The organism is Caldimonas manganoxidans ATCC BAA-369 (genome assembly GCF_000381125.1).
In the GTDB taxonomy this organism is placed as follows: domain Bacteria; phylum Pseudomonadota; class Gammaproteobacteria; order Burkholderiales; family Burkholderiaceae_C; genus Caldimonas; species Caldimonas manganoxidans.
This window is the reverse complement of record NZ_KB905962.1, coordinates 1-24,659: the sequence shown is the minus strand read 5'-3', so window position 1 is coordinate 24,659 and position 24,659 is coordinate 1. Positions and strand designations below refer to the sequence as shown.

At 66.2% G+C, this 24,659-nt stretch carries 22 protein-coding genes, 1 pseudogene and 1 riboswitch; of the genes and pseudogenes, 14 read left to right on the top strand and 9 right to left on the bottom strand.

Features of this window, described 5'->3' with window-relative positions:
* The first annotated feature begins 33 nt into the window (after window positions 1–33).
* From F615_RS0114585 to metW, 3 genes are all read left to right on the top strand, one after another.
* Entirely contained in the window at window positions 34–879 is an 846-nt protein-coding gene (locus F615_RS0114585; protein WP_019561917.1) for a metallophosphoesterase, read from the top strand.
* Window positions 876–950: riboswitch (SAM riboswitch) on the top strand. It overlaps the preceding gene by 4 nt.
* 40 nt (window positions 951–990) lie before the next feature.
* On the top strand, window positions 991–2,127 hold the full coding sequence (metX, locus tag F615_RS0114580; RefSeq protein WP_026330349.1) for a homoserine O-succinyltransferase MetX: 1,137 nt from the start codon (window positions 991–993) through the stop codon (window positions 2,125–2,127).
* The gene (gene metW, locus F615_RS0114575) at window positions 2,124–2,708 is read left to right on the top strand and encodes a methionine biosynthesis protein MetW (RefSeq protein WP_019561915.1); all 585 of its coding nucleotides are present in this window, start codon (window positions 2,124–2,126) and stop codon (window positions 2,706–2,708) included. The genes metX and metW overlap by 4 nt, the downstream gene beginning before the upstream one ends.
* A 6-nt stretch (window positions 2,709–2,714) precedes the next feature.
* On the opposite strand, the gene F615_RS0114570 is transcribed toward metW, so the two are convergent.
* On the bottom strand, window positions 2,715–4,016 hold the full coding sequence (locus F615_RS0114570) for an extracellular solute-binding protein (protein ID WP_019561914.1): 1,302 nt from the start codon (window positions 4,014–4,016) through the stop codon (window positions 2,715–2,717).
* A gap of 243 nt (window positions 4,017–4,259) precedes the next feature.
* Between F615_RS0114570 and F615_RS19525 the strand changes: the two genes are divergently transcribed.
* The 4 genes from F615_RS19525 to F615_RS0114550 all read left to right on the top strand — a co-directional run bounded on the left by F615_RS19525 (window position 4,260) and on the right by F615_RS0114550 (window position 8,549).
* Entirely contained in the window at window positions 4,260–6,236 is a 1,977-nt protein-coding gene (locus F615_RS19525; protein ID WP_019561913.1) for a sensor histidine kinase, read from the top strand.
* A gap of 42 nt (window positions 6,237–6,278) precedes the next feature.
* Window positions 6,279–6,920 (top strand): DsbA family oxidoreductase, encoded by a 642-nt coding sequence (locus F615_RS0114560; RefSeq protein ID WP_019561912.1) that lies wholly within the window; start codon window positions 6,279–6,281, stop codon window positions 6,918–6,920.
* An 8-nt stretch (window positions 6,921–6,928) separates the two neighbouring features.
* Window positions 6,929–7,519 (top strand): IMPACT family protein, encoded by a 591-nt coding sequence (locus F615_RS0114555; RefSeq protein ID WP_019561911.1) that lies wholly within the window; start codon window positions 6,929–6,931, stop codon window positions 7,517–7,519.
* Window positions 7,520–7,589: 70 nt separating this feature from the next.
* On the top strand, window positions 7,590–8,549 hold the full coding sequence (locus tag F615_RS0114550; RefSeq protein ID WP_019561910.1) for a recombination-associated protein RdgC: 960 nt from the start codon (window positions 7,590–7,592) through the stop codon (window positions 8,547–8,549).
* A gap of 4 nt (window positions 8,550–8,553) precedes the next feature.
* On the opposite strand, the gene F615_RS0114545 is transcribed toward F615_RS0114550, so the two are convergent.
* Window positions 8,554–9,264: a VC0807 family protein gene (locus F615_RS0114545; protein ID WP_019561909.1), complete on the bottom strand. Its 711-nt coding sequence runs from the start codon at window positions 9,262–9,264 to the stop codon at window positions 8,554–8,556.
* A 135-nt stretch (window positions 9,265–9,399) separates the two neighbouring features.
* On the opposite strand from F615_RS0114545, the gene F615_RS0114540 reads away from it, so the two are divergent.
* From F615_RS0114540 to F615_RS0114530, 3 genes are all read left to right on the top strand, one after another.
* Entirely contained in the window at window positions 9,400–10,260 is an 861-nt protein-coding gene (locus tag F615_RS0114540) for an alpha/beta hydrolase (protein ID WP_019561908.1), read from the top strand.
* A gap of 98 nt (window positions 10,261–10,358) precedes the next feature.
* Window positions 10,359–11,858: a M20/M25/M40 family metallo-hydrolase gene (locus tag F615_RS0114535; protein ID WP_019561907.1), complete on the top strand. Its 1,500-nt coding sequence runs from the start codon at window positions 10,359–10,361 to the stop codon at window positions 11,856–11,858.
* Window positions 11,855–12,718: a fumarylacetoacetate hydrolase family protein gene (locus F615_RS0114530; RefSeq protein ID WP_019561906.1), complete on the top strand. Its 864-nt coding sequence runs from the start codon at window positions 11,855–11,857 to the stop codon at window positions 12,716–12,718. The genes F615_RS0114535 and F615_RS0114530 overlap by 4 nt, the downstream gene beginning before the upstream one ends.
* A 92-nt stretch (window positions 12,719–12,810) precedes the next feature.
* Here F615_RS0114530 and F615_RS0114525 read toward each other — a convergent pair whose 3' ends face one another.
* Both F615_RS0114525 and F615_RS0114520 read right to left on the bottom strand, forming a co-directional pair.
* Window positions 12,811–13,533: a 16S rRNA (uracil(1498)-N(3))-methyltransferase gene (locus tag F615_RS0114525; RefSeq protein WP_019561905.1), complete on the bottom strand. Its 723-nt coding sequence runs from the start codon at window positions 13,531–13,533 to the stop codon at window positions 12,811–12,813.
* 43 nt (window positions 13,534–13,576) lie between these two features.
* A complete protein-coding gene (locus F615_RS0114520; protein ID WP_019561904.1) occupies window positions 13,577–13,954 on the bottom strand; it encodes a DUF4148 domain-containing protein in 378 nt (125 codons plus the stop codon).
* Between the two features lie 194 nt (window positions 13,955–14,148).
* On the opposite strand from F615_RS0114520, the gene F615_RS0114515 reads away from it, so the two are divergent.
* Window positions 14,149–15,159 (top strand): LysR family transcriptional regulator, encoded by a 1,011-nt coding sequence (locus tag F615_RS0114515; protein ID WP_019561903.1) that lies wholly within the window; start codon window positions 14,149–14,151, stop codon window positions 15,157–15,159.
* 48 nt (window positions 15,160–15,207) lie between these two features.
* Here F615_RS0114515 and F615_RS0114510 read toward each other — a convergent pair whose 3' ends face one another.
* On the bottom strand, window positions 15,208–16,287 hold the full coding sequence (locus tag F615_RS0114510) for an aminoglycoside phosphotransferase family protein (protein ID WP_019561902.1): 1,080 nt from the start codon (window positions 16,285–16,287) through the stop codon (window positions 15,208–15,210).
* A gap of 140 nt (window positions 16,288–16,427) precedes the next feature.
* Between F615_RS0114510 and F615_RS0114505 the strand changes: the two genes are divergently transcribed.
* The 3 genes from F615_RS0114505 to rsmA are packed head-to-tail and all read left to right on the top strand — an operon-like array spanning window position 16,428 to window position 20,817.
* Complete coding sequence (locus tag F615_RS0114505; protein WP_019561901.1) at window positions 16,428–18,701, top strand: LPS-assembly protein LptD; 2,274 nt, start codon at window positions 16,428–16,430, stop codon at window positions 18,699–18,701.
* A 32-nt stretch (window positions 18,702–18,733) separates the two neighbouring features.
* On the top strand, window positions 18,734–20,059 hold the full coding sequence (locus tag F615_RS0114500; protein WP_019561900.1) for a peptidylprolyl isomerase: 1,326 nt from the start codon (window positions 18,734–18,736) through the stop codon (window positions 20,057–20,059).
* Entirely contained in the window at window positions 20,056–20,817 is a 762-nt protein-coding gene (gene rsmA / locus F615_RS0114495) for a 16S rRNA (adenine(1518)-N(6)/adenine(1519)-N(6))-dimethyltransferase RsmA (RefSeq protein ID WP_020700638.1), read from the top strand. The genes F615_RS0114500 and rsmA overlap by 4 nt, the downstream gene beginning before the upstream one ends.
* Window positions 20,818–21,381: 564 nt before the next feature.
* Here the strand turns inward: rsmA and F615_RS0114490 are convergent.
* The 4 genes and pseudogenes from F615_RS0114490 to F615_RS18740 form a co-directional block, all read right to left on the bottom strand.
* A complete protein-coding gene (locus F615_RS0114490; RefSeq protein WP_033371602.1) occupies window positions 21,382–22,152 on the bottom strand; it encodes a hypothetical protein in 771 nt (256 codons plus the stop codon).
* 22 nt (window positions 22,153–22,174) lie between these two features.
* Window positions 22,175–23,578, bottom strand: coding sequence for a LysM peptidoglycan-binding domain-containing protein (locus tag F615_RS0114485; RefSeq protein WP_019561897.1), 1,404 nt, complete (start codon window positions 23,576–23,578; stop codon window positions 22,175–22,177).
* Window positions 23,565–24,038: a DUF2345 domain-containing protein gene (locus tag F615_RS0114480; RefSeq protein WP_156824656.1), complete on the bottom strand. Its 474-nt coding sequence runs from the start codon at window positions 24,036–24,038 to the stop codon at window positions 23,565–23,567. Before F615_RS0114480 ends, F615_RS0114485 begins: the two co-directional genes overlap by 14 nt.
* Before the next feature lie 48 nt (window positions 24,039–24,086).
* Window positions 24,087–24,659 (bottom strand): annotated as a pseudogene (locus F615_RS18740) (hypothetical protein); the annotation flags it as partial.

Sequence of the window (24,659 nt, the reverse complement as noted above, 5' to 3'; positions counted from 1 at the left end):
GCGCGCAGGCGGCGCAGGCTCTAGACTGCCACGATGCGCTTGCAACTGTTGTCGGACCTGCATCTCGAAAACGATCCCGGCTTCGTGCCCCAAGCCGCACCGGGGGCCGAGCTGCTCGTGTTGGCCGGGGACATCGGCTCTTACCAGGCGGGTTCGCGCCTGGACGAGCCCGACTTCGGGCTGGCTCGTTTTGCGCCAGGTCATGGACCCTGGGCCACGGTGCTCTACGTGCCAGGCAACCACGAGTACGATGGGCTGGAGCACGAGGAGGCCCATGCCAGGTTGCGCGAGGCCTGTGAACGCCTGGGCATCACGTGGCTGGAGCGCCAAACCGTGGTGATCGACGGCGTGCGCTTCGTGGGCACGACGCTGTGGACGGATTTCGAAGCCCTGGTCGACCCGCAGGCCGATGCCGCGCGCCAGCAGCAGCAGCGCGAGAAAGCCTATCGAGCCGCGAACTTCTATCTGCGCAAGAACACCAGCTTGCATCAGGGCCGGCCTCGGCTGGCCGAGGACCTGGCTGAACTCGGGCGCCACTGTCAGCACTGGCTGCGCGAGACCTTGAGCACGTCCTTCGACGGCCCCACGGTGGTCGTGACGCATTTCGCGCCTTCTCTGCGCAGCGCCGATCCTCGCTATGGCTTGGTGCCGGGCACGGCCGGCTTTTGCAATGCGCTGGACGACTTGCTGCCTTGCGCGCAGCTGTGGATGCATGGCCATCTGCACTGCCGGGTGGACTATGTCGCCGAAGGCACCGTCCAAGGCCGCCCTTGGCGCTGCCGGGTGGTGGCCAATCCGCTGGGCTATGCCCACAAGGGCGAGCGCGATGGTTTCGATGCGATGCGGGTGTTCGAGGTGACGCCAGGGGCTATACTTTGAACTTCAGCGCCGATTTGTCCGGCTTGCGGGCGCTTTAGAAATGCAGCTAAAGGGGGCACGGCGACCCGGCCTCACCTTCAGCGTGATGCCGGGTTTGTCGTTTGGGGCCTCATGACTTCACGATCGATCGGACACGTCGTTCCAAAGACGATGCATTTTGCCGAGCCGTTGCCACTGCGCTGCGGCTGCGCGCTGGCCGACTACACCTTGGTGTACGAGACCTACGGCACGCTCAATGCCGACAAGAGCAATGCCGTGCTGGTGTGTCATGCGCTCAATGCCTCGCACCATGTGGCTGGCACCTACGAGGGCCAGGCGCGCAGTGAAGGCTGGTGGGACAACCTCGTGGGCCCAGGCAAGCCGCTGGACACCGACCGCTTTTTCGTCATCGGCGTGAACAATCCGGGGTCCTGCTTTGGCTCGACGGGGCCGATGCACATCAATCCGGCCACCGGCCAGCCCTACGGGGCGGATTTTCCGGTGGTGACCGTGGAAGACTGGGTCGATGCGCAGGCCCGCTTGCTCGACCGATTGGGCATCGACCAATTGGCTGCGGTCATTGGCGGCAGCCTGGGTGGCATGCAGGCCCTGGCCTGGAGTCTGCGTTACCCGCGCCGCGTGCGCCATTGCATCGCCATTGCCACCGCCCCCAATCTTTCCGCGCAGAACATCGCCTTCAACGAAGTGGCACGCCGCGCGATCATCAGCGACCCGGACTTTCATGGCGGGCACTACTACCGCCACGGCGTGGTGCCCAAGCGTGGCTTGCGCGTGGCGCGCATGATCGGCCACATCACCTATCTCAGTGATGATGTGATGGAGCAGAAATTCGGCCGGCAGCTGCGCGCGGCCGAACTCGGCTACAGCACCCAGGAAATCGAGTTCCAGATCGAGAGCTATCTGCGCTATCAAGGAGACAAATTCAGCGAGTACTTCGATGCCAACACGTATTTGCTGATCACCCGGGCGCTGGACTATTTCGATCCGGCCGCCGAGCACGGCGGTGATCTGACGCGCACCATGGCCGCGGCGCAGGCGAAGTTTCTGGTCGTCAGCTTCACCACCGATTGGCGGTTTTCGCCGGCGCGCTCGCGCGAGATCGTCAAGGCGCTGGTGGACAACCGCCGCGAGGTGAGCTACGCCGAGATCGACGCTCCCCACGGGCACGATGCCTTCTTGCTCGACGATGCCCGCTACCACGGTGTGGTGCGGGCCTATTTCGAGCGCATTGCCAAGGAGCTGGCATGAGCGAACGGAAAGACCTGGAGCTGATCGCCGAACTCGTGCCCGAGGGCTCGCGCGTCCTCGACCTGGGCTGCGGCAATGGCGAGTTGCTCGCGTTGCTGCGCGACCGCAAGGGGTGTACTGGCTACGGCGTCGAAATCGACGACGCCAAGCTGCTGGCCTGCGTGCAGCGAGGCGTCAATGTCTTGCAGCTCAATCTCGAACAAGGTCTGGCGATGTTCGAGGACCAGAGCTTCGACGTGGTGTTGCAACTGGACAGCCTGCAACACATCCGCAACACCGAGACCATGCTGCGTGAGACGGCTCGCGTGGGCCGCATCGGCATCGTGAGCTTTCCCAACTTTGCCCACTGGCCCAATCGGCTACAGGTGGCTTTGGGTCGCATGCCGGTGACGCGCGTGCTGCCGTACGAGTGGTACGACACGCCCAACATCCGCGTGGGCACCTATGCCGACTTCGAGGTGCTGGCGCGCAAGAACGGTCTGCAAGTGCTCGATGCCTTTGGCATCCAGGCCGGGCGGGTGGTTCGGCGTCGGCCCAACCTGCTGGCCAGCGTGGCCGTGTTCAAATTCACGCGCGGCTGAGGCGCTTCACGGCGGTTTCAAGTAGCCGGCCTGCTGCATCTGCGTTCGCACGAGGCGTTGCGCCTGGGTGAGTTGCTCGGACACGGCTCGACGCTGCGGCGGCAAGGTCAGGGCCAGCAAATGCCCGACCGCCGTTCCCAGGGCTTGGAATTCCGGAATGCCCACCCACTGGATGCCCACGTAAGGCACCGGCAGGGCGGTGGGGCGGAGGGGGTCGGCGGTTTCGAGGGCCGCCTGCTCGACCCGGGCATGGGGGAAGCGGGCCAAAAACGCCGCCTGTTCGTAGAGCCCCCGGCGCACCCCCGGAGGAACGGCCGACCAGCCTGCCTCGCGGGCGGCCAACCGGTGATAGTCGGCCGACGTAGCCCATTCGACGAAACGCCGCGCCAGCTCGGGCTGGCGGCTGCTGGCCGGAACGGCCAAAGCCCAAATCCACAGCCATTGCGAGCCTTCGAGGTGTTGCCCCACCGGCGCGGCCGCATAGGCCACCTGCCCGGCCACGCGCGACAACTCGGGGTGCTCCAAGGTGTAGCCGGCGACCGTGGCGTCGACCCACAGGGCGCAACGCCCGGCGGCAAACAGCGCGAGGTTCTCGTTGTATCCATTGGCCGCCGCATCCGGGGGGCCGTACTGTGTGAGCAGTTCTTGATAGTGGGTCAGGGCGGTGTGCCATGCCTGCGAGGTCAGCTCAGGTTGCCACTGCAGATCGAACCAGCGCGCGCCGTAGGTGTGCGCCATGGTCGTCAACAGAGCCATGTTCTGGCCCCAGCCGGGCTTGCCGCGCAAGCACACCCCGTAGATGCCCTGGTCGGGTCGATGCAGGCGTTGCGCCCATCGACGGATGTCATCCCACGACGGCCGTTCATGCCATGGCACACCAGCGGCCGCCAGCAAGTCTCGCCGTGCGATGGTCATGTTGCTTTCCGCATAGAACGGCAGCGCGATCCAGGAGTCTCCTTGCTTGAGGGCCCGCCGCACGCTGGGCAGGATCTCGTCCTCCTCATAGGCCGCCGAGGGGTGCAGGCGAGCCAACCAGGGTTGTGTGGCCCAGGACTGCGCCTCGTAATTGCCCAGCGTGACCACATCGAACCGGCCTTCGCCTTTGATCACATCCCGGCTGACGACTTGGCGCAGCTGGTCTTCGTCCAAGGTGACCCAGCGCAGGCGCACCGGGGCGTGGGCGGCCACGAAATGACGGCTGAGCCGCTGCAGCTGCAACATGTGTTGGTTGTTGACCGTGGCAATGACCAGCTCGCGCGGTGGATCGTCCTTCGGTTGCGCCCGTGAGATCGGGGCCGAGAGTCCCATCAGCAGCGCAAGCCCACTGCCGGCGATCGCCCAAACTCGCAGCTTGTCAGAAACCCGTCGCGCGCCGTATCCTGTGTGCTTTACCCATGCGCATGCTTGGCGCAACGCGGCAGGCCCCATGGCCGAATCGACGTGGTGGCATGACGGCATGGCGATGGCGTGGAGGCAGAGAAGGGGCGGTGCGGCTACCGATCGTAGCCAAGTCGGCCCTCCTCGAGCAAGGACGATGATGCGGAGGCGAGGATGAACGGTGTCGAGCGTCTGATCGGCCGGATCGATCCTCGCCATAGCGTGCGTGCGCGCATCGCGTGGGTGGCGGCGCTGTGTGCGATGGGCTTTGCGCTGGCGATGTCGGCCGCCGTGTGGCTGGATCAGCGCGGCCGAACGACCCTCATCGTCCAACGTGCGGTCGAACAACAGGCGCAACTGTTCAGCAGCGTGCTGCGCCAGGCCGTGGCGCAACAAGCCGAGTCGCTGGGCGTCTTGGCCAGCCAGCCGGAACTGGCCAGCGGCTTGATGGAGGCCAGCTTCGTGCGCATGAGGTTGGAGCAGGCCCGTGTGTACTTCCCCTGGGGGACGGTCTGGCTGGCCTGGGTCGCTCCGGATGGCCGGGTGGTGGCCTCGACGGGCCACTTGTTGGAGGGGCAGGCTTACCCGCTGGCGCAGAGTCTGGACGCGCGTGCGGCGGTGTCGGTCCAAGCCCCGCGTCGTGTGCCGGCGCTGGAACCCTATCTACCGCTCGATTCGCGGTCCCGTCCCCCTTTGTTGATGGCGGTGGCCGTGCCCATCGTGGGGCCTGACGGTCGATCGCACGGACACCTGGTCAGTTGGGTGGATTGGGAGGCCGTGGGCCGATATCTGGCCCCCTTGGCAGACGACGAGTCCTCGGGCCGGCGGGTGTTGCTGGTGTCCGAAGACGGCGACATCTTCGCCGCGCCTCCAGACCTCGATCCACCGCAGTGGCCGCCGGCCGTGTTCGCCTCGCTGTGGCAGCAGCCAGCGCCCCATCTGGCGAGCTGGCCCCAGTGGGGATGGCAGTGGACGGCCTCGGCCCCCGTGTATTGGGGCGCCAATGGTCAGACTTCATTGGGGCAGGTGGTGGTGCTGTACGACCCGCAACGCGGTTGGGTGGCCACCCCGGCATGGTCGTGGCGTTGGATCGTCATGGTGTTGGCGGGCATGGGGGTGCTGACCGCCGGGATGTGGTGGATCAGCGGGCGATTGACGCGCAGGCTGGATCAGCTGTCCGCCGCGGCGCAGCGATACCGGCAGGGGGTCACGGCCGATTGGCAGCCCCCTCGACGGATCTTCGATGAAATCGACATCCTGGCCGATGCCTTGGCGCAGATGCATGCTGCATTGCAGCAGCGCATCCAGGAAGTCATGCAGCATCGTGACGAACTGGAGCAGCGCGTGCGCCAGCGCACCGAAGAGCTGCAAGCGGCCAAACAACAGGCCGAGCAGGCCAATTTGGCCAAGGGCCGCTTCGTCGCGATGTTCAGCCACGAGATCAGAACACCGATCAACGCGATCATCGGCATCTCGTACATGCTCCAGCATGGCCTGGCCACTGACCAGCGTGAGCGGCAGCTGCGCATGCTGGACGATGCGGCCCGACATCTGCTGGACATCGTCAACGATGTGCTGGATCTGTCCAAGATCGAAGCGGGCATGTTCAAGCTGGCCGATGAAGTGTTCGACTTGCACGATGCATTGGGCAGCGTGGTGTCGATCATGGACACCAAGGCGCAGGCCAAGGGGTTGCAGTTCGAGCACGACTATGCCGGGGTGCCCAGAGCGGTGCGTGGGGATGCGGTGCGCTTACGGCAAGTGGTGTTGAACTTGGTATCCAATGCCATCAAGTTCACCGATCGAGGCGTGGTTGCTTTGACCGTTGAACAGCGTGACGGCGACGAGCAGAGCCTCACGCTGTGCATCCGGGTTCGCGACAGCGGGCCGGGCCTGAACGAACAACAAATCGCCCGGCTGTTTCAGCCGTACGTGCAGGTGCACGATGGCGGTGAAGCCCAACGCCCAGGCACCGGCTTGGGTTTGGCGATCACGCGCATGCTGGTGCAACAAATGGGAGGCGACATCGGCGTGGACAGCCAAGTGGGACAGGGCAGCACCTTCTGGTGCACGGTGCGGCTGGCCCGACCTCGGCTGGACGCCGGCCGCAGCCCGGCCCAGCCCGCCGAGCATGCCGGGGTGACGTTGTAGTTCTTCTGGGCGCGCGCCGCGAACGCAGGGACAATCGTGGGGATGAAGATCGATTTCGTCTCCGACATCGTCTGCCCCTGGTGTGCCATCGGCTTGAGCGCTCTGGAACAGGCGATCGAACGTGTGGGCCCCAGCGTGCCGGTGAGCCTGCATTTCCAGCCCTTCGAGCTGAACCCCGACATGCCGCCCGAAGGCCAGGACATTGGCGAGCACCTCGCGCAGAAATACGGCCTGAGGCCCGAGCAAGTGGCGGCCAACCGCGAGATGATCCGCCAGCGCGGCCGCAGCGTGGGTTTCACCTTCCACATGGATCAGCGCAGCCGCATCGTCAACACCTTCGATGCGCACCGCTTGCTGTATTGGGCCGGCAGTCAGGGCGATGAGGCCCAGCACCGGCTGATAAAGGCGCTGTTCGTCGCCTACTTCACCGAAGGCCAGGACCCAAGCGATGCGGCGGTGCTGCTGCGGGTGGTACAGGCCGTGGGCCTGGACGCGCAACAGGCGCGCGACATCCTCCACAGTGAGGCGTATGCGTCCGAGGTGCGTCAGCGCCAGCGCTTCTATGCCCGGCAGGGCCTTCGCGCCGTGCCCTCGTTCATTCTGAACGACCGGTTTCTGATCCAGGGCGCTCAGCCGGTGGAGGTGTTCGAGCAGGCCTTGCGCCAAGCGGTCGCCACGCAGTGACTTCCACCATGCCTTGGACTTTGGCAACTGCGGCCCACAGTGAACTGATCGTCAAGAAAAGCCGATTCTTGGGCTGCGTCGAGCCCGTGGCCGACCGCGTGGCCGCACTGGCGCGGGTGGCCGAACTGCGGGCGGCGCACCCCGGGGCGGCTCATGTGTGTTGGGCCTTGCTCGCTGGCGGGCAGTCGGCCGCCAATGACGATGGTGAGCCCAGCGGGACGGCGGGTCGCCCGATGCTGGAGGTGTTGCGGCATCATGACTTGCACGGCGTGTTGGCGACCGTGGTGCGCTACTTCGGCGGCGTCAAGCTGGGCGCCGGTGGCTTGGTCAGGGCCTACACCGACACGGTGGCGCAGGCTTTGCAGCGGGCGCAGAAGGTGCCATTGCAGCGCTGGGTGCGTTTGTCCTGCATCGTGCCGTATGCGCTGGAGGGATGGGTGCGAACCAGCTTCGATGCGGCAGGGGCCGAGCTGGTCGAGGTGGCCCATGGCCAGGAGGTGAGGCTGGTCTATCGCTTGAGCGAGGCGATGGCATCCCCACTGCGCGAGCGTTTGAACGAGCGTGCGCGTGGACGCATCCGCTGGGCATCTTCGGACTGACGGCTGTGCGTGGACAATGCGGGCTTTTTTCCCCGCTTTTGCCCGCTTTTGCGTTGACAGAGGGTCGCCCTTGTTCAAGAACCTGAGCTTGTTTCGCATCGGGGCCGCATGGTCGGCCTCTTCCTCGCAGGTGGAAGACCTGCTGCAAAAAGACGTGTTTCAGCCTTGCGGTGCCGCGCAGCTGCAATCGGCCGGGTGGGTGCCGCCGCGCGGCCTGGCCCACGGGCCGCTGCTGGAAGCCGTCGATGGTCAATGGGTGCTGCGCCTGAAAGTCCAGCGCAAGCTGTTGCCCAGTGCGGTCGTGCGCGAACGCGCCGATGACATCGCGCAACACATCGAGCACAGCACCGGCCGCAAGCCCGGGCGCAAGCAGATGAAAGAATTGCGCGAGCAAGCCGCGCTCGAACTGTTGCCGCAGGCGTTCACGCGAGCCTCTACGCGGTGGGTGTGGATCGATCCAGCACGGCATTTGTTGGCCATCGACACCAGCAGCGCAGCGCGCGCCGAAGAGGTGGTCACGCTGTTGGTCAAGGCCCTGCCGGGATTCGAGGTGCGGCAGATCCACACCGCGGTCTCACCGCAGGCCTTGATGTCGGACTGGCTGCTCAGCGGCGAGCCGGCGGCCGGCTTCACCGTGGACCGTGAATGCGAGCTCAAATCGGACGATGAGATGAAATCGGTGGTGCGCTATGCGCGCCATCGGCTCGACATCGACGAGGTGCGTGCGCACATCCAATCTGGCAAACGGCCGACGCGGCTGGCGCTGACCTGGGCCGAACGCGTGTCCTTCGTGCTCACCGAAGGCTTGCAACTCAAGCGGTTGGATTTCCTGGACGGTGTGTACGAAGACCGCCCCAGCGTGGGGGCTGACGAGGCCTTCGATGCCGATGTGGCGATTGCCACCGCAGAACTGCGCCGCCTGATCCCCGACCTCATCGAGGCGCTGGGTGGCGAGCAGGAGCCCGGTGCGACGGCGGCGGCCCCGCGCCCCGGGTTCGACCCCACGCCGACCGACGCGGCGCCCTGGTGAGCGTTCAGCCCTGGCGGGCGGCATCCTCGCCGTGGTGGAGCATTTCGGTGAGTGTCAGCCCGGTGAGCGCACGCGCGCCGTGCACCAGGTAGTACAGCACGCCCGCCATCATCAGCATCGAAGGCAGCGCGATCATCGGGTAGCTCACGAGGGTGAGCCGCCCGAGTTCCTCATTGAACGCTTCGGTGCCCGCAGGGCTGGTGACGATCCAGCGCGCCAGCGCATAGTTCATCACCGCAGAAAACGCAAAGGTGCCGGCCACCAGCAGCGTGCCGGTGCGCAGCCGTGCTTCGAAGGCCTGCACATGGCCGCGTTCTTCGAGATGGCGTTGGACCCGCTGCACATCCAGCACCGTGTCGTTGTAGACGAGCGCGCGGATCAGCGGCGTGCGCGTGAACGCCGAGGCGAACACCACCAGGCCGATGAGGCCTGGCACGGCCGCCTCCTTGACCGCCAGCCATTGGGCATCCAGCTGTAACAATCCAATGCCGCCGGTCAGCAAGGTGCTCAGCAGGCCCAGCACGGCTATCCAACTGAGGTGCCGCTTGCGCAGACCTTCGTACAACCCCCAGCCGAGCGGAAACGCCAAAGCCAGCACCAGCGCGCGGGCCGGCCCGAGGTGTTGCGCATCGCTGAGCTTCATCAAGATCAGCGCCGGCACCACGATGGCGATGCCGATTTCCAACAGCGGGTGGGAGGGCGTCTTGGGGGTCATGGGGGGGCGTGAAAATGGGGCAAACCGCAAGTGTGGCCTCGCAAGCGGCGCAGACCATCGGGTTCCTGGGACTGGACAGTCGCAGGTCCAGCAAGCATAGTCCAGCCGGTTCTCCATTGTGTACCCGAGCGCCACATGACCCATGCCTCCACCGCCACCGTCTCCACGCTGTCGGCCTACGATGGCACTTTGCTGAGCTTGCGCACTTGGCCCGCCCCCGAGGGCGCTGCGCGCGCCGTCGTATTGATCGTGCATGGGCTGGGCGAGCACAGCGCGCGCTATGAACACGTGGCCACGCGCCTGCGTGACTGGGGCTTCCAGGTCGTGGGCTACGATCACCGTGGCCATGGTTTGTCGCTGGGGCCACGCGGCAGCTTGCAAAAAGATGACGATCTACTGACCGATCTGGCCGGCGTGATCGACCATGTGCGTCAGCAGCATCCAGGGCCCTTGGTGCTGTTCGGTCACAGCATGGGCGGGCTCACGGTGGCGCGCTTGGTGGCCGGCCAGTTGCGGCCCGTGGACGCCGTGATGTTGTCGTCTCCGGCCTTGGACATCGGCCTGTCGGCGCTGCAGCTGGCCGCCCTCAAAGCCAGTTACAAGCTCACCCCCACGCTGCAACTGCCCAATGGGCTGGATGCCAACGGCATCTCGCGCGACCCGGACGTGGTAGTGGCCTACAAGAGCGATCCGCTCGTGCATGACCGGATCACGCCGCGCCTGGTGAACTTCTTGTTGCAAGGCGGCGAGTTCGTGCGTGCCTGCGCATCGCAGTGGAAAGTGCCCACGCTGCTGATGTGGGCCACGGCCGACCGCTTGGTGCGCCCGGCCGGCAGCGCCACCTTTGCGGCGCTCGCGCCTCAAGACCTGGTGCAGGCGCATCCGTTCGAGGGCTATTTCCACGAGTTGCTCAACGAGCCGCTGGAGGCGCGCGAGCGGGTGTTCGATGTGATGCGGGCCTGGCTGGACGCTCGTCTGCCGCGTCCGCGGGACTGAGCGAAGGTTCACCTCTGAACCATCGCCGGCGCGGCGGTGTCCGTCGGGGCGGACTACACTGTGCGGATTCCTCCTGACGCCGTTTGAAGGAGCGCCACATGAACGCCCCCGATCGCCTGCCGCGGGACCCGCTGGCCGACGCTGGCAGCCTGCAAGCCTTCGTCGACGAGGCCTGGGACCGCGAGATCATCCCGCAGCTGACCGACTACATCGCCATTGCGGCCAAGTCGCCGGCTTTCGATCCACAGTGGATCGAAAACCAGCACATCGAGACGGTGATTCGCCGTGCGGCGGCCTGGGTCGAGAGCCAAAAGGTGGCGGGTCTGAAGCTGGAGGTGGTGCGCCTGAGCGATGCCGCCGGGCGACCGCGCACGCCGGTGCTGTTCTTCGAGGTGCCGGCCACCAAAGCGGGCAGCACCGAGACCGTGCTGATGTATGGCCATCTGGACAAGCAGCCCGAGTTCAGCGGCTGGCGCGCCGACCTCGGCCCCTGGACGCCCAAATACGAAGACGGCAAGCTCTACGGCCGCGGCGGGGCCGACGATGGTTATGCGGTCTATGCCGCCATCACCGCGCTGCTGGCCTTGCAGCGCCAGGGCATCGCGCACCCGCGCGTGGTGGGCCTGATCGAAACCTGCGAGGAAAGCGGCTCGTACGACCTGCCGGCCTACATCGATGCCTTGCGCCCGCGTCTGGGCCACGTCGGCCTGGTGGTGTGCCTCGACTCCGGCGCCGGCAACTACGACCAGCTGTGGCTGACCACCTCGCTGCGCGGCATGGTCAGCGGCGTGCTCAAAGTCGAAGTGCTCACCGAGGGCGTGCACTCGGGCGATGCCAGCGGCTTGGTGCCGTCCAGCTTCCGCATCCTGCGTCGCCTGCTGGACCGGCTGGAGGACAGCGCGACCGGCCGTTTGTGGCCGCAGAGCTTTCACTGCGAGATTCCGGCCGAGCGCATCGCGCAGGCGCAGGCCACCGCGCGCATCCTGGGCGAGGAAGTTTGGAAGCGCTACCCCTGGGCCTGCGGGGCCGAAGGCGCCGTCACTCTGCCCACCACGACCGATCCCACCGAGGCACTGCTGCGGCGGACCTGGCGGCCCACCCTCAGCGTCACCGGCGCCGAAGGCTTGCCGCCGCTGGGCAGCGCCGGCAATGTGCTGCGGCCTTACACGGCCTTCAAGCTGTCGCTGCGCCTGCCGCCGCTGGTCGATGCCGTGCAGGCGGCGCAGGACCTCAAAGCCCTGCTCGAAGCCGACCCGCCGTATCAAGCCAAGGTGACCTTTCAGCCCGACGCCGGTGTGGCCAGCGGGTGGAATGCGCCGACGCTGGCGCCCTGGCTGCATCAGGCGCTGGAGGGGGCGTCCCAAACCTTCTATGGCGCGCCGGTGGGCTTCATCGGCCAAGGCGGCACCATCCCATTGATGAATTTGCTGCAGCAGGGCTTTCCCACGGCACAGATGATGGTCTGCGGTGTGCTTGGCCCCAAGAGCAATGCTCATGGGCCCAACGAGTTTTTGCACGTGCCCTATGGCAAGAAGCTCACCGCCGCGGTGGCTGCGGTGATCGCGGCGATGCCTGGCCCCCAGGATGACATGCGATGAAGCTGATGCGATATGGTGAGCCGGGGCGTGAGCGCCCGGCCCTGGTCGACGCACAGGGCCGGGTGCGCGATTTGTCCGGGGTGATGACCGACATCACCGCCCAGACCCTCACGCCGGAGGGCTTGGAGGCCTTGCGGCGGCTCGATGTGCAGGCGCTGCCCGTGGTCGAGGCGCCTGGGCGTGTGGCCCCACCATGGACCGGCATGGGCAAGTTCGTCTGCGTGGGGTTGAACTACAGCGACCACGCGGCCGAGGCGGGCATGCCCGTGCCCAAGGAGCCCATTCTTTTCCTCAAGCCCAACGACTGCGTGGTCGGAGCGAACGACCCCATCGTGCTGCCGCAAGGCTCGCTCAAGAGCGATTGGGAAGTGGAGCTGGGCGTCGTGGTCGGCCGCACGGCGCGCTATGTCAGCCCGCACGAGGCTTTGCATCACGTGGCCGGGTACTGCGTGGTCAACGATCTGTCCGAGCGTGAATACCAATTGGAGCGCGGCGGACAATGGGACAAAGGCAAGGGCTGCGAAACCTTCGGTCCGGTGGGGCCCTGGCTGGTCACGGCCGATGAGGTGGCCGACCCGCAGGCCCTGGATCTGTGGCTCGACCTCAACGGCCAGCCGCGCCAGCGCGGCAATACCCGCACCATGGTCTTTGGCGTGGCCCAGCTCATCAGCTACATCAGCCACTTCATGACCCTGCGCCCCGGCGACTTGATCAGCACCGGCACCCCGCCGGGCGTGGGCATGGGCGCCAAGCCCCCGCGATTTTTACGCGAGGGCGATGAGCTGCGTCTGGGCATCAGTGGGCTGGGAACACAGCATCAGCGCGTGCACGCCTGGAAGGCCGCGCTGTTGCGCGACTGAGGCGGCCCATCAGGTCCACGCCATGGCGGCCCAGGCGGGCGGGCAGGGCGGTGTGGGCACCGCCGGCCGGGGGGCGCCGACGCGCGGGGGCGTCAGACCATGGCCAACGCCGCCAACGCCGCCAGCGGGGCGGTTTCGGCACGCAGCACACGCGGTCCCAGGTTCACGGGCCGAAAACCGTGTGCACGGGCCAGGTCTTCTTCTGCTGGACTCAAGCCGCCTTCCGGGCCGCTGAGCAACACCAGGGGGGCCTGCGCAGGCAGCTCGCGCAGCGCCAGCGGCAAGGGCGTGGCCTCCTCACGCAGGCTGAGCACCCAGCGCTGCATGCCGGCCTCCAGCCGCCCCAGCGCCTCGCGCAACCCACGCACCGGCTCGACCATGGGCACACGGTTGCGCCCGCTTTGCTCACAGGCGGCCACGGCCACGGCCTGCCAATGGGCTTGTTTTTTCTGCGCGCGTTCGCCCGTGGGGCGCAGCACCGAGCGCTCGCACACCAGCGGCAGCAAGGCCGCGGCCCCCAGTTCGGTGGCCTTTTCCACCAGCGTGTCCATGCGCTCGTTGGCCGGCATGCCCACGGCCAACGTGATGCGGCGTGGCAGCTCGCGCTCGATGTCCAGATGGCGATCGATGCGCACGTCCACGGCCTGACGGCCCATGCGGGTGATGGTGGCGACCCATTCGCCACCTTGGCCGTTGAAAAGCACCAGACCGTCGCCGGCTTGCAGGCGCAAGACCTGCACATGCCGGGACGGTCCGGGCGGGAGGGTCAGCTGCTGGCCACAGGCCAGCGCGAGATCGACATGTACGCGGGGCATGGGCCGCAGTGTGCCAAATGCCGCCCCGCCCCGACCGTGTCGATCAGCCGCCTTGCCGCTGACGGCGCAGGTGCTCGATCGCTTCGGCGCGCACTTCCTCGCGGGTGCGCACGCTGGCGAACTGCTCTTGCGGGAACAAGGTGGCTTCGCCGCCGAAGCTCACGCCGTCGCGCAGCGCTTGGCGCGCTTCGGCGCGCACTTCTTCGCGGCTGCGGCCGGCAGTGGCCTTGGCGTTGTCGGCAAACACCGTGGCCTCACCGGCATACAGCACGGCCGGGTCGGCTTGACGGATTTGCGCTTTGACCTCGGCGCGGGTCAGCTGCGATGTGGTGGGAATGTCGAACACCGTGGCTTCTTGAGCAAAAGCACCGGCGGCGAAACCGGCAAACACGGCGGTGGCGATCAGAGTCTTGGCTTGCATGGTGACAGCTCCTGGTGAGGGTTACCGAATCGGGCCGATCGGGCTCATCCTGAGCGGCCCCTCGCTGAGCGACCCGGCTCGTTGCCGGCGTCGCGTTCATCGATGGAACGAACTTTAGGGGTTAACCCTAGGGCGAAAAACGTCTTGTGCTTCAATGAACAATTGCTGAATCTGCAAGGAACTCAGGACTTGAAATGGATCGATTGCAGTCCATGCGCATATTTGCCAAGGTGATCGAGTGCGGCGGCTTTGCCGCGGCTGCGCGGGCCTTGGATCTGTCGGCAGCCGTGGTGACGCGGGCGGTGGCCGATCTGGAAGCCCATTTGGGGGCGCGCTTGATCCAGCGCACCACGCGGCGGCTCAGCCTGACCGACACCGGCGAGGCCTATTTGGATCGCGTGCGCCAGATCCTGAGTGACATCGACGAGGCCGAGGCCTTGGCGCAGGCGGCCGTGCGTGAACCCAGCGGGCACTTGCGCGTGGTGTGCCCACCGGCGTTTGCGGTGCATCAACTGGCCAAGCATCTGCCGCGCTTCCGACAGCAGTTTCCGCGCATCACCTTGGAGCTGACCGTGCCCGGTCCGGTGGAGACGGTGCACGAGTCGCACGATGTCAGCATCCTGATGCTCGGCCGCAAGCCGCTGGACGGACATTTCGTGGCTCGCCGCTTGGCGCGCTCGGAGGTGGTGACTTGCGCAGCGCCGCAGTATCTGCAGCGCCGCGGTCGGCCCCAGCATCCGCAGGATTTGCTGCAGCACGAGTCCTTGCTGCCGCCGCCGAGCATCGTGCAAGGCGGCATCACCTTCCAGCGCGGGGTGGACGAGCGCGGCCAGGCGCTCGAAGCGGTGACCTTGGAGCCGGGCATGCCGGTGCTGGCTTCCTCGCATCTGGACACCACGTATGCCGCGGCGCTGGCCGGCATGGGCGTGGCCGGTTTGCCGTCGTTCGTGGTGGCCGACGCCTTGATCGAAGGCGCATTGGAGCGCGTGTTGCCGCAATGGCAGGTCTTGACCACCCGCATCTATGCGGCCATCCCCACTCGCAAGCATCTGCCGGCCCGCACGCGGGTGTTCCTGGATTTCCTGGTCGACACCTTCGGCGGCGAGGACCGCGACCCCTGGCTGGAGGCCGCTGGCTGCCAGACGCCGTCGAGCTGGTGTGGCGCGCCTCAAGGCGAGGCTGCCTTGCGGGCCGCACTGGCCTGAGGGCCGCGCAGGCCCGACCATCCCGGGCCGCCGGCGCCGCGCGGTGATTCAGAAGGTGTAGCCCACCTGGCGTTCTTGCCCGGCCACTTTCTCCAGCAGCCGCGCCAGGGCGGCGAATTCTCGGTAGCGACAGGCCACGTGGTGGGCCTGGCGCCAGACCCAGGGCAGGTCTTTGAGGTAGCCGTCCTTGCCGTCGCGGTGGAACAAGCGGCAGAAAATGCCCAGCACTTTCAAATGGCGTTGCAAGCCCATCCACTCGAAGTCGCGCCAGAACTCGCCGAAGTCGGCATGCGCCGGCAGGCCGGCGCGACGGGCGGCTTCCCAATACCGCACGGCCCAGTCGATTTGCTGCGCTTCTTCCCATTCGACATAGGCATCGCGCAACAGCGAGACCAAGTCGTAGGTGATCGGCCCCCACACCGCATCCTGGAAGTCCAGCACCCCGGGATTGGTGGGCTCGCCTGGCTCCCCACAGACCATCAGGTTGCGGCTGTGGTAGTCGCGATGCACCAGCACACGCGGCTGGGCCAACGCATTGGCCGACAACAGCTCGAAACTGGCGTGCAGCACCGCCTGGTCTTGGGGGCTCAAGGCCATGGCTTGGTGACGGGCGACATACCACTGGGGAAAAAGCTCCATCTCGCGCCACAGCAAGGTGCGGTCGTAGGCCGGCACCTGCTCGGCCGCTGGAATGCCTTGCAAGCGCACCAGGGCCCGCAACGCGTCCCGGTACAGCGCGTCGGCCCGCCCCGGTTGGGCTTGCACGGCCTGCAAGTAGGTGGTCGAGCCCAGGTCGGACAGCAGCATGAAGCCCTCGGCCTCGTTCCAGGCCAGCACTTCGGGGGCCTGCAGACCGGCCTGTCGCAACAGCCGCGCCAAGGCGACGAAGGGTCGGCAGTCCTCGTGCGTGGGCGGCGCATCCATCACGATGCGCGGGCCGTTCGGTCCGTCCAGTCGCAGGTAGCGCCGAAAACTCGCATCCGCGCTGGCCGCGCGCAGGCTGGCAGGGTCCAGCTCGAAGCCGCGCAGACTGGTGAGCCAGGCCCTGAAGGCCGCTTCGCGGGCGGGGTCTGGCCAGGTCACGGGGGCGGCTTCGGTGCGAAGCGGCGGGGACACGCTGGCATTCATGGGCAGGGGTGTGCAGAAAGTCGGGGCCGGGCGGGTCGGCCTGCGGCGACGTGGAATAATCCGCCGATTCTACAAACCGCTGCCGGCAGCCTCGGCGCCTGCCGAGGTGGCCGACGTGGCGTTTCGACTGCTGATTTGCCTTGTCAAGCCGCCCGATCCTTGCTTCGCTGCTTCCTCATCGTGGCCGCCTGCATGGCGGTGCCGCCTGCCTGACGGCGCTCGTCGTTGCGCTGACCGACCTGCACGCGCAGCCCGCCTCGTCTTCGCCAGCGCAAGCGGCAGCCCCGGCCGCACCCATCGTGATTCGGGCGCGTGAGCTCAGCGGCCGCACTGGGCAGACCACCACGGCCGAGGGCGAGGTCGAACTGACACAAGGGCCGGTGCAGATCCGTGCCGACCGCCTGTCCTACGACCATCGCGACGGCGTGGCCAAGGCCAGCGGCCATGTCGAGATTCGGCGCGATGGCAATGTCTTCAGCGGCCCGGAGGTGCAGCTCCAGGTCGAACGCTACGAAGGCTTCTTTCTGCATCCGGCCTACCATTTCGCCGTGACCGGCGCAGGAGGGCAGGCCGCACGGCTGGACTTCCTCGGTCGCCATCGCGTGGCGGCCATCGATGCCAGCTATTCGAGCTGCACGCCCGACGATACGGGCCAGTATGCCTGGGTGTTGGAGGCCAGCGGCGTCAAGCTCGACTTCGAACACAACGAGGGCCTGGCCACGGGGGCGGTGCTGCGCTTCTACGGGGTGCCCATCCTCGGCGCGCCGGTGCTGAGCTTTCCGGTGTCGGACGCGCGCAAATCGGGCTGGCTGCCGCCTTCGCTCAACCTGGACAGCCGCAGCGGCCTGGAGCTGGCCGTGCCCTACTACTGGAACATCGCGCCTCAGCTGGACATGACGCTCACCCCGGGCATCGCCACGCGCCGCGGCGCCTTCCTGGGCAGTGAGCTGCGCTATCTCACGCCGGCCCATGCCGGGGAGCTGCAATTCAACCTGATGCCCGAAGACCGCAGCTTCGGTGAGGCCCGCCACCTGCTGCACCTGCAACACCGCGGCGCCTTGCCGTTGCAAGGGCGCTACCGCTGGACGCACACCCGCGCCTCGGACGACGACTACTGGAAGGACTTCGAGCGCAACATCCCGGGGCTCACGCCGCGGCTGCTGGCCAGCGATGCCCAGGCCGACTGGGGCGGGGCCGGTCAATGGCAGGCCTATGCTCGCATCCAGCGCTGGCAGGTGCTGCAGGATCTGGAAGCGCCCATCGAGAGCCCCTATGCGCGCATGCCGCAGCTGGGCATGCGTCGATCCTGGGGACTGGCCTTCGGCCCCCGGCTGGACCTCGAACTCGAATACAACCGTTTCGAACTGCCCGACGAGCCGATCAGCACCCGCCCCGAAGGCCAGCGAACGCATGCCCTGGCGCGCATCGACTGGCCCTGGATCGAGACGGCAGGGGTCTTTGTCATTCCGCGCCTGTCCCTCAACGCGGCGGCCTACCGGCTCGAAGAGCCCAGCCTCGTGGGCGGCCGCCAACGCGCCTCCCGGCTGATTCCGAGCGTGAGCCTGGATAGCGGACTGCGGTTCGAACGCGAAAGCCGCTGGTTCGGCCGTGACTATTTGCAGACGCTGGAGCCGCGGCTGCTGCTGGTCCACACCCCCTATCGCCGCCAGGAAGACTTGCCCAATTTCGACAGCGCGGCCAAGGATCTGAACTTCACCACGCTGTTCGACAGCAACCCCTTCTCTGGCGTGGATCGCGTGGCCGATGTCCGGGCCGCCACCGCGGGGGTGACTTCACGCTTCATCGTGCCCAGCACCGGCGCCGAGGCCTTGCGCCTGGGCGTGGCGCAGCGCTTTCTCTTTGCCGAGCAGCGCATCACTCCGGAAGGCGTGCCGTTCACCCAACGCTCCAGCGACCTGCTGCTGCTGGGCGACAGCAGCCTCATCCCGAATTGGCAGCTGGGTGGGTCGGTGCAGTACAACCCCGAGATCAAGCGCACCGTGCGCTCCAATCTGTCGGTGCGCTACCATCCGGGGCCCTTTCGGACCGTGGGCGCGCGCTACAGTCTCGTGCGCGGCGCCACCGAACAGCTCGACATCGGTTGGCAATGGCCGATCTACACCGGCGCGCGCGGCCATGCACAGGCCGGATGCTCTGGCCGCTGGTATGGGGTGGGCCGGCTGAACTACAGCTTGGCCGAATCGCGCCTGACCGACTCATTGCTGGGCCTGGAATACGATTCCGGTTGCTGGATCGGGCGCATCGTCGCCGAGCGCCGATCCACCGGCCAGCAAGAAGCCGTCACTCGGCTGATGCTGCAACTCGAGTTCGTGGGACTGTCCCGCCTGGGCAGCAACCCGCTGAAGACCTTGAGGGACAATATCCCCGGCTATCAGTTGCTGCGCGACGAATGAACTCGCGCGCACCTTCCAGGATCCCCATGTCCATGACTTTCCGCTCCATCCGTCTTGCCGCATGGCGTCCGCTGGTCGTGCTCGCCGCTGCCGTCACGCTGCTGTCAGGGGCCTGGGCCCAAGACCGCACCGAACTGCGCGGCGACTACATCGTGGCCGTCGTCAATCAAGAGCTCGTCACCTTCAGTGACGTGAAGCGCCGGCTCGCAAGCATCGAACAAGAGGCCGCACGCAACGGCACGCGCCTGCCCCCGCGCGCCCAGCTCATCAGCGAGATCGTCAACGCCCTGATCGACGAGCGGGCCCAGCTCTCGCATGCGCGCGACACCGGCGTGCGGGTGGACGAGGCCGAACTCGATCGCGCGGTGGCCAATGTGGCCGCCCAAAACCAGCTCACCGCGCCGCAGTTGCGAGAGCGTCTGGCCGCCGAGGGGCTGGACTATGCGCGCTTTCGCAACAACCTGCGCGACCAGATCTTGCTGCAGCGGGTGCGCGAGCGCGAAGTGCAGGCCCGCATCCGCGTGACCGAGGCTGAAATCGACGACTACTTGGCCCAACAGCGTGCCCGTCAGGCCGGTGCGGCCGAGTACGACATTGCCCAACTGCTCGTGGCCGTGCCCGAAGGGGCCAGCGAATCCGTCGTGGCCGAACGCCGAGCCAAGGCCGAAAGTCTGCTGGCCCAGGCCCGCGCCGGAGCCGATTTTGCCGCGCTGGTGCGGGCGCATTCCGATGCGTCCCGGGAGGACGGGGGGCGCCTCGGCCTGCGGCCGGCATCGCGCCTGCCCGAACTCTTCGTGTCGGCCGTCGAGCCGCTCCAAAGTGGCGAGGTGGCGCCGGCGCTGGTGCGTTCGGGTGCGGGCTTCCACATCCTCAAGCTGCACGAGCGCCGCTCGGCCAGCGCCGATTGGATCACCCAGACACGCGCTCGGCACATCTTGTTGCGCCTGTCGCCGCAGCTGTCGGCCGAGACGGCCTTGCGTCGGTTGGGCGAATACAAGCGCCGCATCGAGCAAGGCGAGGCCAGTTTCGCGCAGCTGGCCCGCGAATACTCCGAAGACGGCAGCGCCTCGCAAGGCGGCGACCTGGGCTGGGCCAGCCCCGGCCAGTTCGTGCCCGAATTCGAGCGCGTGATGGACGCATTGCCCACTGGGCGACTGTCCGAGCCCTTCCTGTCGCGCTTCGGCGCGCACCTGGTGCAAGTCACCGATCGCCGCCAGACCCGCATCGACCCGCGCGAACAACGCGAGCTGGCGCGCAATGTGCTGCGAGAGAGCAAGTACGAGCAGGCTTACGAAGAGTGGGCGCGAGAGATTCGCGAGCGGGCCTACATCGACATCCGCGTGCGTCCCGAGTTGTGAAACACATCCCGCGCAAGCGCTTCGGTCAGCATTTCCTGACCGACAGCACCGTCCTCGATGCCATCGTGCGGGCCATCGACCCGCAGCCCGGACAAGCCTTGGTCGAGATCGGCCCGGGGCTGGGGGCGCTGACCGAGCCCTTGCTGGAGCGCTGCCATCGCTTGACCGTGATCGAGCTCGACCGGGACCTGGCCGCACGCCTGCGCCGGCGAGCGCAACTGCAGGTCATCGAGGCCGACGTGCTCACGGTCGACTTCCGCGCGCTTGCGCAGCAGCAGGGGCAGCGCCTGCGCGTGGTGGGCAACCTGCCGTACAACATCTCCTCGCCCATTGCCTTTCACCTGCTGGCCCAGGTGGAGGCCATCGTCGATCAGCACTTCATGCTGCAAAAAGAAGTGGTCCAGCGCATGGCCGCCACCCCGGGCCAGAAGGACTATGGCCGCCTGAGCGTGATGCTGCAATGGCGCTACGAGATCGAATCCCTCTTCGAGGTGCCGCCGCAGGCCTTCGAGCCGCCCCCGCGGGTGGATTCGGCCGTCGTGCGCATGACGCCCCGCCGCGAGCCCCTCGACGTCGACATCGCCGTGCTGAGCGAACTGGTCGCCGTGGCTTTCTCACAGCGGCGCAAACTGCTGCGCCACAGCCTAGGGTGCTGGCTCGAGACTCAGGGCTTTGAGGGATCGTTCGACCTGCAGCGCCGCGCCGAGGAAGTGCCGGTGGCCCAATACGTTGCCTTGGCCCAAGCCTTGCGCCGCTGATGCGGCACCTTCAGGCCGGCGAGCCCAAGCCTGATCCGTCAGGATCGTGGGCCGATACGTGTTGGCTTGGGGGTCAGCCCTCTTGGAGAGGGGCCCACGGCCCAATGACCTGTCCCCAGTCGGACTGGAAGTCCGGCATCGCCTCGCCGGCCTTGAAGTGAGGGCGGCCGTTGGCCTTGGCCGGCTGGGGTCGATGGTGGAGGCGAGGCAGCTTCGTCCAGCTCCTCACACCAATTCGCAGGCCCCTCGATGGGGCCAGTGTATTCCTCGTCGGGGAGAAAGGGGGCCGCCTGACGGATGCGCGGCCACTCCTCCCGAGGGATCTTGCCCAGATCGTCTCATGAGCTTCGATCAACGGCATGTATGGCCTGGATGTGCTCGGGCAGCTGCAGCGGGTGGTCAGGGGCGCTCATGGTGCATGTCCTTTGGGGGGGCCAGATCGTCCGGCTCCACCAAGATCGGCCCGGCACGGCCCTTGCAGCCAGTCCAGCTTGCCCCAAGCATTGGCTGACACAGCTTGGCCATTGCGATCTTTGAGGTGTTGCAACGCCGAGCTTTGCTGCTTTACGGCTTGCCTGCGGCACAACGCCGCAACTGGCGGCGAGCGTCGGGGATGGTGTCGATGCGATTGGGGTTGCCCAGACAGCCGTCTTCTTGCGTGATGCGCACCCGGCCGTCTTCCTGAAGCTTCAGCCGCAAAGCCACGGTCATGCGATTCCATCCTTGCCCGACTTCCGCGATGGTGCTGGCGTGCTTGCGGTCGATCGGAAAGTACTGAACCATCACCAGCACCAGGTTGTTGGCGGCATCGCCCACGCCGATGGCAGGCACGGTATTGCAAAAGAACTGATAGGGCTCTTTGACTTCGATGCGGTGGTAGCCGACTTCCTCGAACTTGTCGTTGAAGATGAGCACATGGCAGTCATTCGTGTGCCGCTGCCCTTCGTCGCATCGGTAGGTCGGTTGGCCTGTGAAATGAGAAGGCGTGCACACCTCATCGGGGTGGCTCTTCGTCATGAAGAGGACGGGCTCCAGGTAATGCTGCCGGCCATCCAGCATCATCTTGAAGCCCATGGCGTGCCAGAAATCACGTTGGGATGGCTTGCTAATGTCGATGGCAGCTGCACGAGCCGTGGCAGATCGAGCGGCTGCATCGCGGACTTTCTCGTTTTCGGTGAGTGTGCACACTGGCTGTGGGCGCCGGCCTTGCTGGACCTCTGCCAGCTCGATGAGGTTGCGTGGAGAGCCGGTGCAGGTGTAGTTCTCGTCCCAGTCACTCGACAGCTTGATCTCGGCCTGGGCCAACGCCGCAAGGCTCAGCCACGCGGCTGCCACGCACACCCTGGCAAACGTGCGGTCAAGCCTGCTTGGCTGAGTTGGCTTTTTTATAAGCTTCATAAGCGCGCTCCAGTTTGAGGTGGTACTGGTAGGTTTCATACTTCTTGCCGTTGTAGTAGAAGGCGATCATGCGCCAGTTCTTGGTCTTGACGGCATCCCACAAGGAGATTTCTCGGCCCAGCGCCTTGTTCTTGGGGTCTTTCCACGCGGGCGGATTGTTCATGATGAAGCCGGCAAGCAAGCCCAGCTGCTCGACCTCCGAGATGCACATCTTGGTCATGAATTTCTTGAGGGAGGGCTCGCCACACAGCCTGTGATTGACGCCCAGGATCTGGAACTTGCCCCAAGAGCAGGACTTGAGCGCGGCAACAGGGTCCAGCCGGTAGGCGTTGATCAGGCGCTGGTATGAGGTGGCGTAGTTGCCAAGGATGTCGTCCTCATCGACGCGGCCGTCGTGCATCTCTGGGTCGTCTCGGCCCAGCCGCTCGCGCTTGCGGTAACCCACAGGCCAGGAGATGTCTGGGTGGGTGTTGTCATACTTGCCGCCTGTGAGCCGGCTGAAATACTGGCGTTCGTACAGAATGGCGGGCACATGCCCTCCCTGGCCGTCCATCAGGCGCCAGAAGGCGCTGCCGCCGCTTTCTACTTTGGCGATGGCCTGAAGCACTTCCGGTTCGCATTCGAGGCGACCTGCCTCTTTTTCCCAATCTTTGGCGGTGATCTCACCGCCCTTGAACTGCTTGAAGTAATCCATCAAGGTTTGGGGCAAGTCCACGCCGATGACGATGGTGGGCATGCCATTGGGTCCCTTGATGGTTTTGGTGGTGACGGCGGGGTTGTTTTTCGAAGGCGCGCCGCTGGGCTTGCGCGGCGGCTGGGCCTGGGCGGTGGCCGTGGCGGCGATGTCGTGCTTTTTCGACGGCACTGGCCTGACTTCGCCAGAGAACGGCTCGAGCGTGGTGGGCACCACGATGGCCCCGCTGACCAAGGTGATCAGTTTGTGCCCATACCCGGAGACCGTGCTGACCAGCTTTTGCCACTGGCTGTGTGCATCTCGTACCCAGAGATCGACAAGCGATTGCGCCGAGCGAGTGACTTGGGTAGGAATTTGCCCATCAGGTCCGGTCTTGCCCACGAGGATGCGACCGTCGAACTCCAGCCGGTAGGGCAAGTTGGCGATTGGATGCCGCAAGGCATCGAGGAACAACACGCTGAGGCCAAAGGCGCTGGTTTCGGAAAGGTACAGCACTTGGCCGACTTGGAGCTTGCGGGGGTCGCGCAGGCCGTTCCAGCGCTGCAGTTCATGCACGGTTTTGCCGCAGCGGCGTGCGATGTCCCACAGGGTGTCGCCCGGTTTGACGCGGTATGGGTCAGGCAGCAGGCCCGGCAGCGGGCCTGTGCGCTTGCTTTCAGGCGGCTGCATCTTCTTCGCTCCTGTCTTCGTCATCCATGAGACAGTCTTGCGGCGGCTGTGCAACAGCCTCGTCGATTTGCCATGCCGCCGAGGACCACAACCACAGCTGCATCTGCACTGGCTGATTGAGCATCAAGGGCTCGCTGAGGACATCGTCCTGAGAAACATCCAGACCGATCAGCGTTTCGTTCTGATGCACGCCATGGACCCGTCGCGCGATGGCTCGCGGCAACCATTCCCGGGGCACCTCTTCGAAGCTGACCATGCGGGCATAGACTGGCTGCAGCGGCCATGAAGCAGCCTCGATGGGCGCCACAACGCCCGATGGCAGCGGATTGAGCTGCGCCGCCGCACTGCTGCCCCCACCCCAGTCATGCGTGGCTGCCTGCACGGTGAAGGTGCCCGGGCAGGTGAAGGTGATGTCCCCGCCGTCGAGCACGACGCGGCTGGTGCCCAAGGTCAGTTCGATGCGGGTTTGGGCGCCTGGGGTGAAGCCGCTCTCACCATCGCACCATGCTCACCCAGCTCGCTGGTCTCCATCGCCTTGGTGGGGGTCCCATTGCCAGATCGTGTCCCCCCAATCGGCATGCAGGTCTGGCATGAGCTGCCCGGCTTGGAAATGCCGCCGACTGTTGGCCTTGGCCGGGGTGAACCACCAGCCGGTGCGCGGGCAGGGTTGGCCGGCTTCGCACTTGAGCCGCAGCGCCGCCTCGCCCGTGGCGGGCATGGGGTTGTCTCCACCCTCGTCGGCCACGCGTTCCACCAATGTCCACACGGTAGGTTCGCGGCGGCTTTGCGGCATGGTGCCGTCGGGGTCGCGCAGCAAGTCCTCGGCGTTGGTGCACACCTCGGCTTGGATGGCCTTCTGGCCTTCGATCAGTAAAGCAGCAGCGGCCGGGCCATGAGCCGGCAGGTAGATGCCCGTCTTGGGCACCTTCTGGCCAGTGCGCACCTGGACCGCCTCGTTGATCCGATACACCGGCCAACTGGCCGGCGGGTTCAGCGGGCCGCGGGACGGTTCGTGGTACGCGAAACTCAAATCCCCAAAATCCCAACTCCCTTGCTCCGTAATGGAAATGTTGAAAGCCAT

Excerpts from the sequence above, each read along its gene's own strand:
- F615_RS0114585 (WP_019561917.1), top strand. The coding sequence starts at position 34 with ATGCGCTTGCAACTGTTGTCGGACCTGCATCTCGAAAACGATCCCGGC.
- metX (WP_026330349.1), top strand. The coding sequence starts at position 991 with ATGACTTCACGATCGATCGGACACGTCGTTCCAAAGACGATGCATTTT.
- metW (WP_019561915.1), top strand. The coding sequence starts at position 2,124 with ATGAGCGAACGGAAAGACCTGGAGCTGATCGCCGAACTCGTGCCCGAG.
- F615_RS0114570 (WP_019561914.1), bottom strand. The coding sequence starts at position 4,016 with ATGGGACTCTCGGCCCCGATCTCACGGGCGCAACCGAAGGACGATCCA.
- F615_RS19525 (WP_019561913.1), top strand. The coding sequence starts at position 4,260 with ATGAACGGTGTCGAGCGTCTGATCGGCCGGATCGATCCTCGCCATAGC.
- F615_RS0114560 (WP_019561912.1), top strand. The coding sequence starts at position 6,279 with ATGAAGATCGATTTCGTCTCCGACATCGTCTGCCCCTGGTGTGCCATC.
- F615_RS0114555 (WP_019561911.1), top strand. The coding sequence starts at position 6,929 with ATGCCTTGGACTTTGGCAACTGCGGCCCACAGTGAACTGATCGTCAAG.
- F615_RS0114545 (WP_019561909.1), bottom strand. The coding sequence starts at position 9,264 with ATGACCCCCAAGACGCCCTCCCACCCGCTGTTGGAAATCGGCATCGCC.
- F615_RS0114540 (WP_019561908.1), top strand. The coding sequence starts at position 9,400 with ATGACCCATGCCTCCACCGCCACCGTCTCCACGCTGTCGGCCTACGAT.
- F615_RS0114535 (WP_019561907.1), top strand. The coding sequence starts at position 10,359 with ATGAACGCCCCCGATCGCCTGCCGCGGGACCCGCTGGCCGACGCTGGC.
- F615_RS0114530 (WP_019561906.1), top strand. The coding sequence starts at position 11,855 with ATGAAGCTGATGCGATATGGTGAGCCGGGGCGTGAGCGCCCGGCCCTG.
- F615_RS0114525 (WP_019561905.1), bottom strand. The coding sequence starts at position 13,533 with ATGCCCCGCGTACATGTCGATCTCGCGCTGGCCTGTGGCCAGCAGCTG.
- F615_RS0114520 (WP_019561904.1), bottom strand. The coding sequence starts at position 13,954 with ATGCAAGCCAAGACTCTGATCGCCACCGCCGTGTTTGCCGGTTTCGCC.
- F615_RS0114515 (WP_019561903.1), top strand. The coding sequence starts at position 14,149 with ATGGATCGATTGCAGTCCATGCGCATATTTGCCAAGGTGATCGAGTGC.
- F615_RS0114510 (WP_019561902.1), bottom strand. The coding sequence starts at position 16,287 with ATGAATGCCAGCGTGTCCCCGCCGCTTCGCACCGAAGCCGCCCCCGTG.
- F615_RS0114500 (WP_019561900.1), top strand. The coding sequence starts at position 18,734 with ATGACTTTCCGCTCCATCCGTCTTGCCGCATGGCGTCCGCTGGTCGTG.
- F615_RS0114485 (WP_019561897.1), bottom strand. The coding sequence starts at position 23,578 with ATGCAGCCGCCTGAAAGCAAGCGCACAGGCCCGCTGCCGGGCCTGCTG.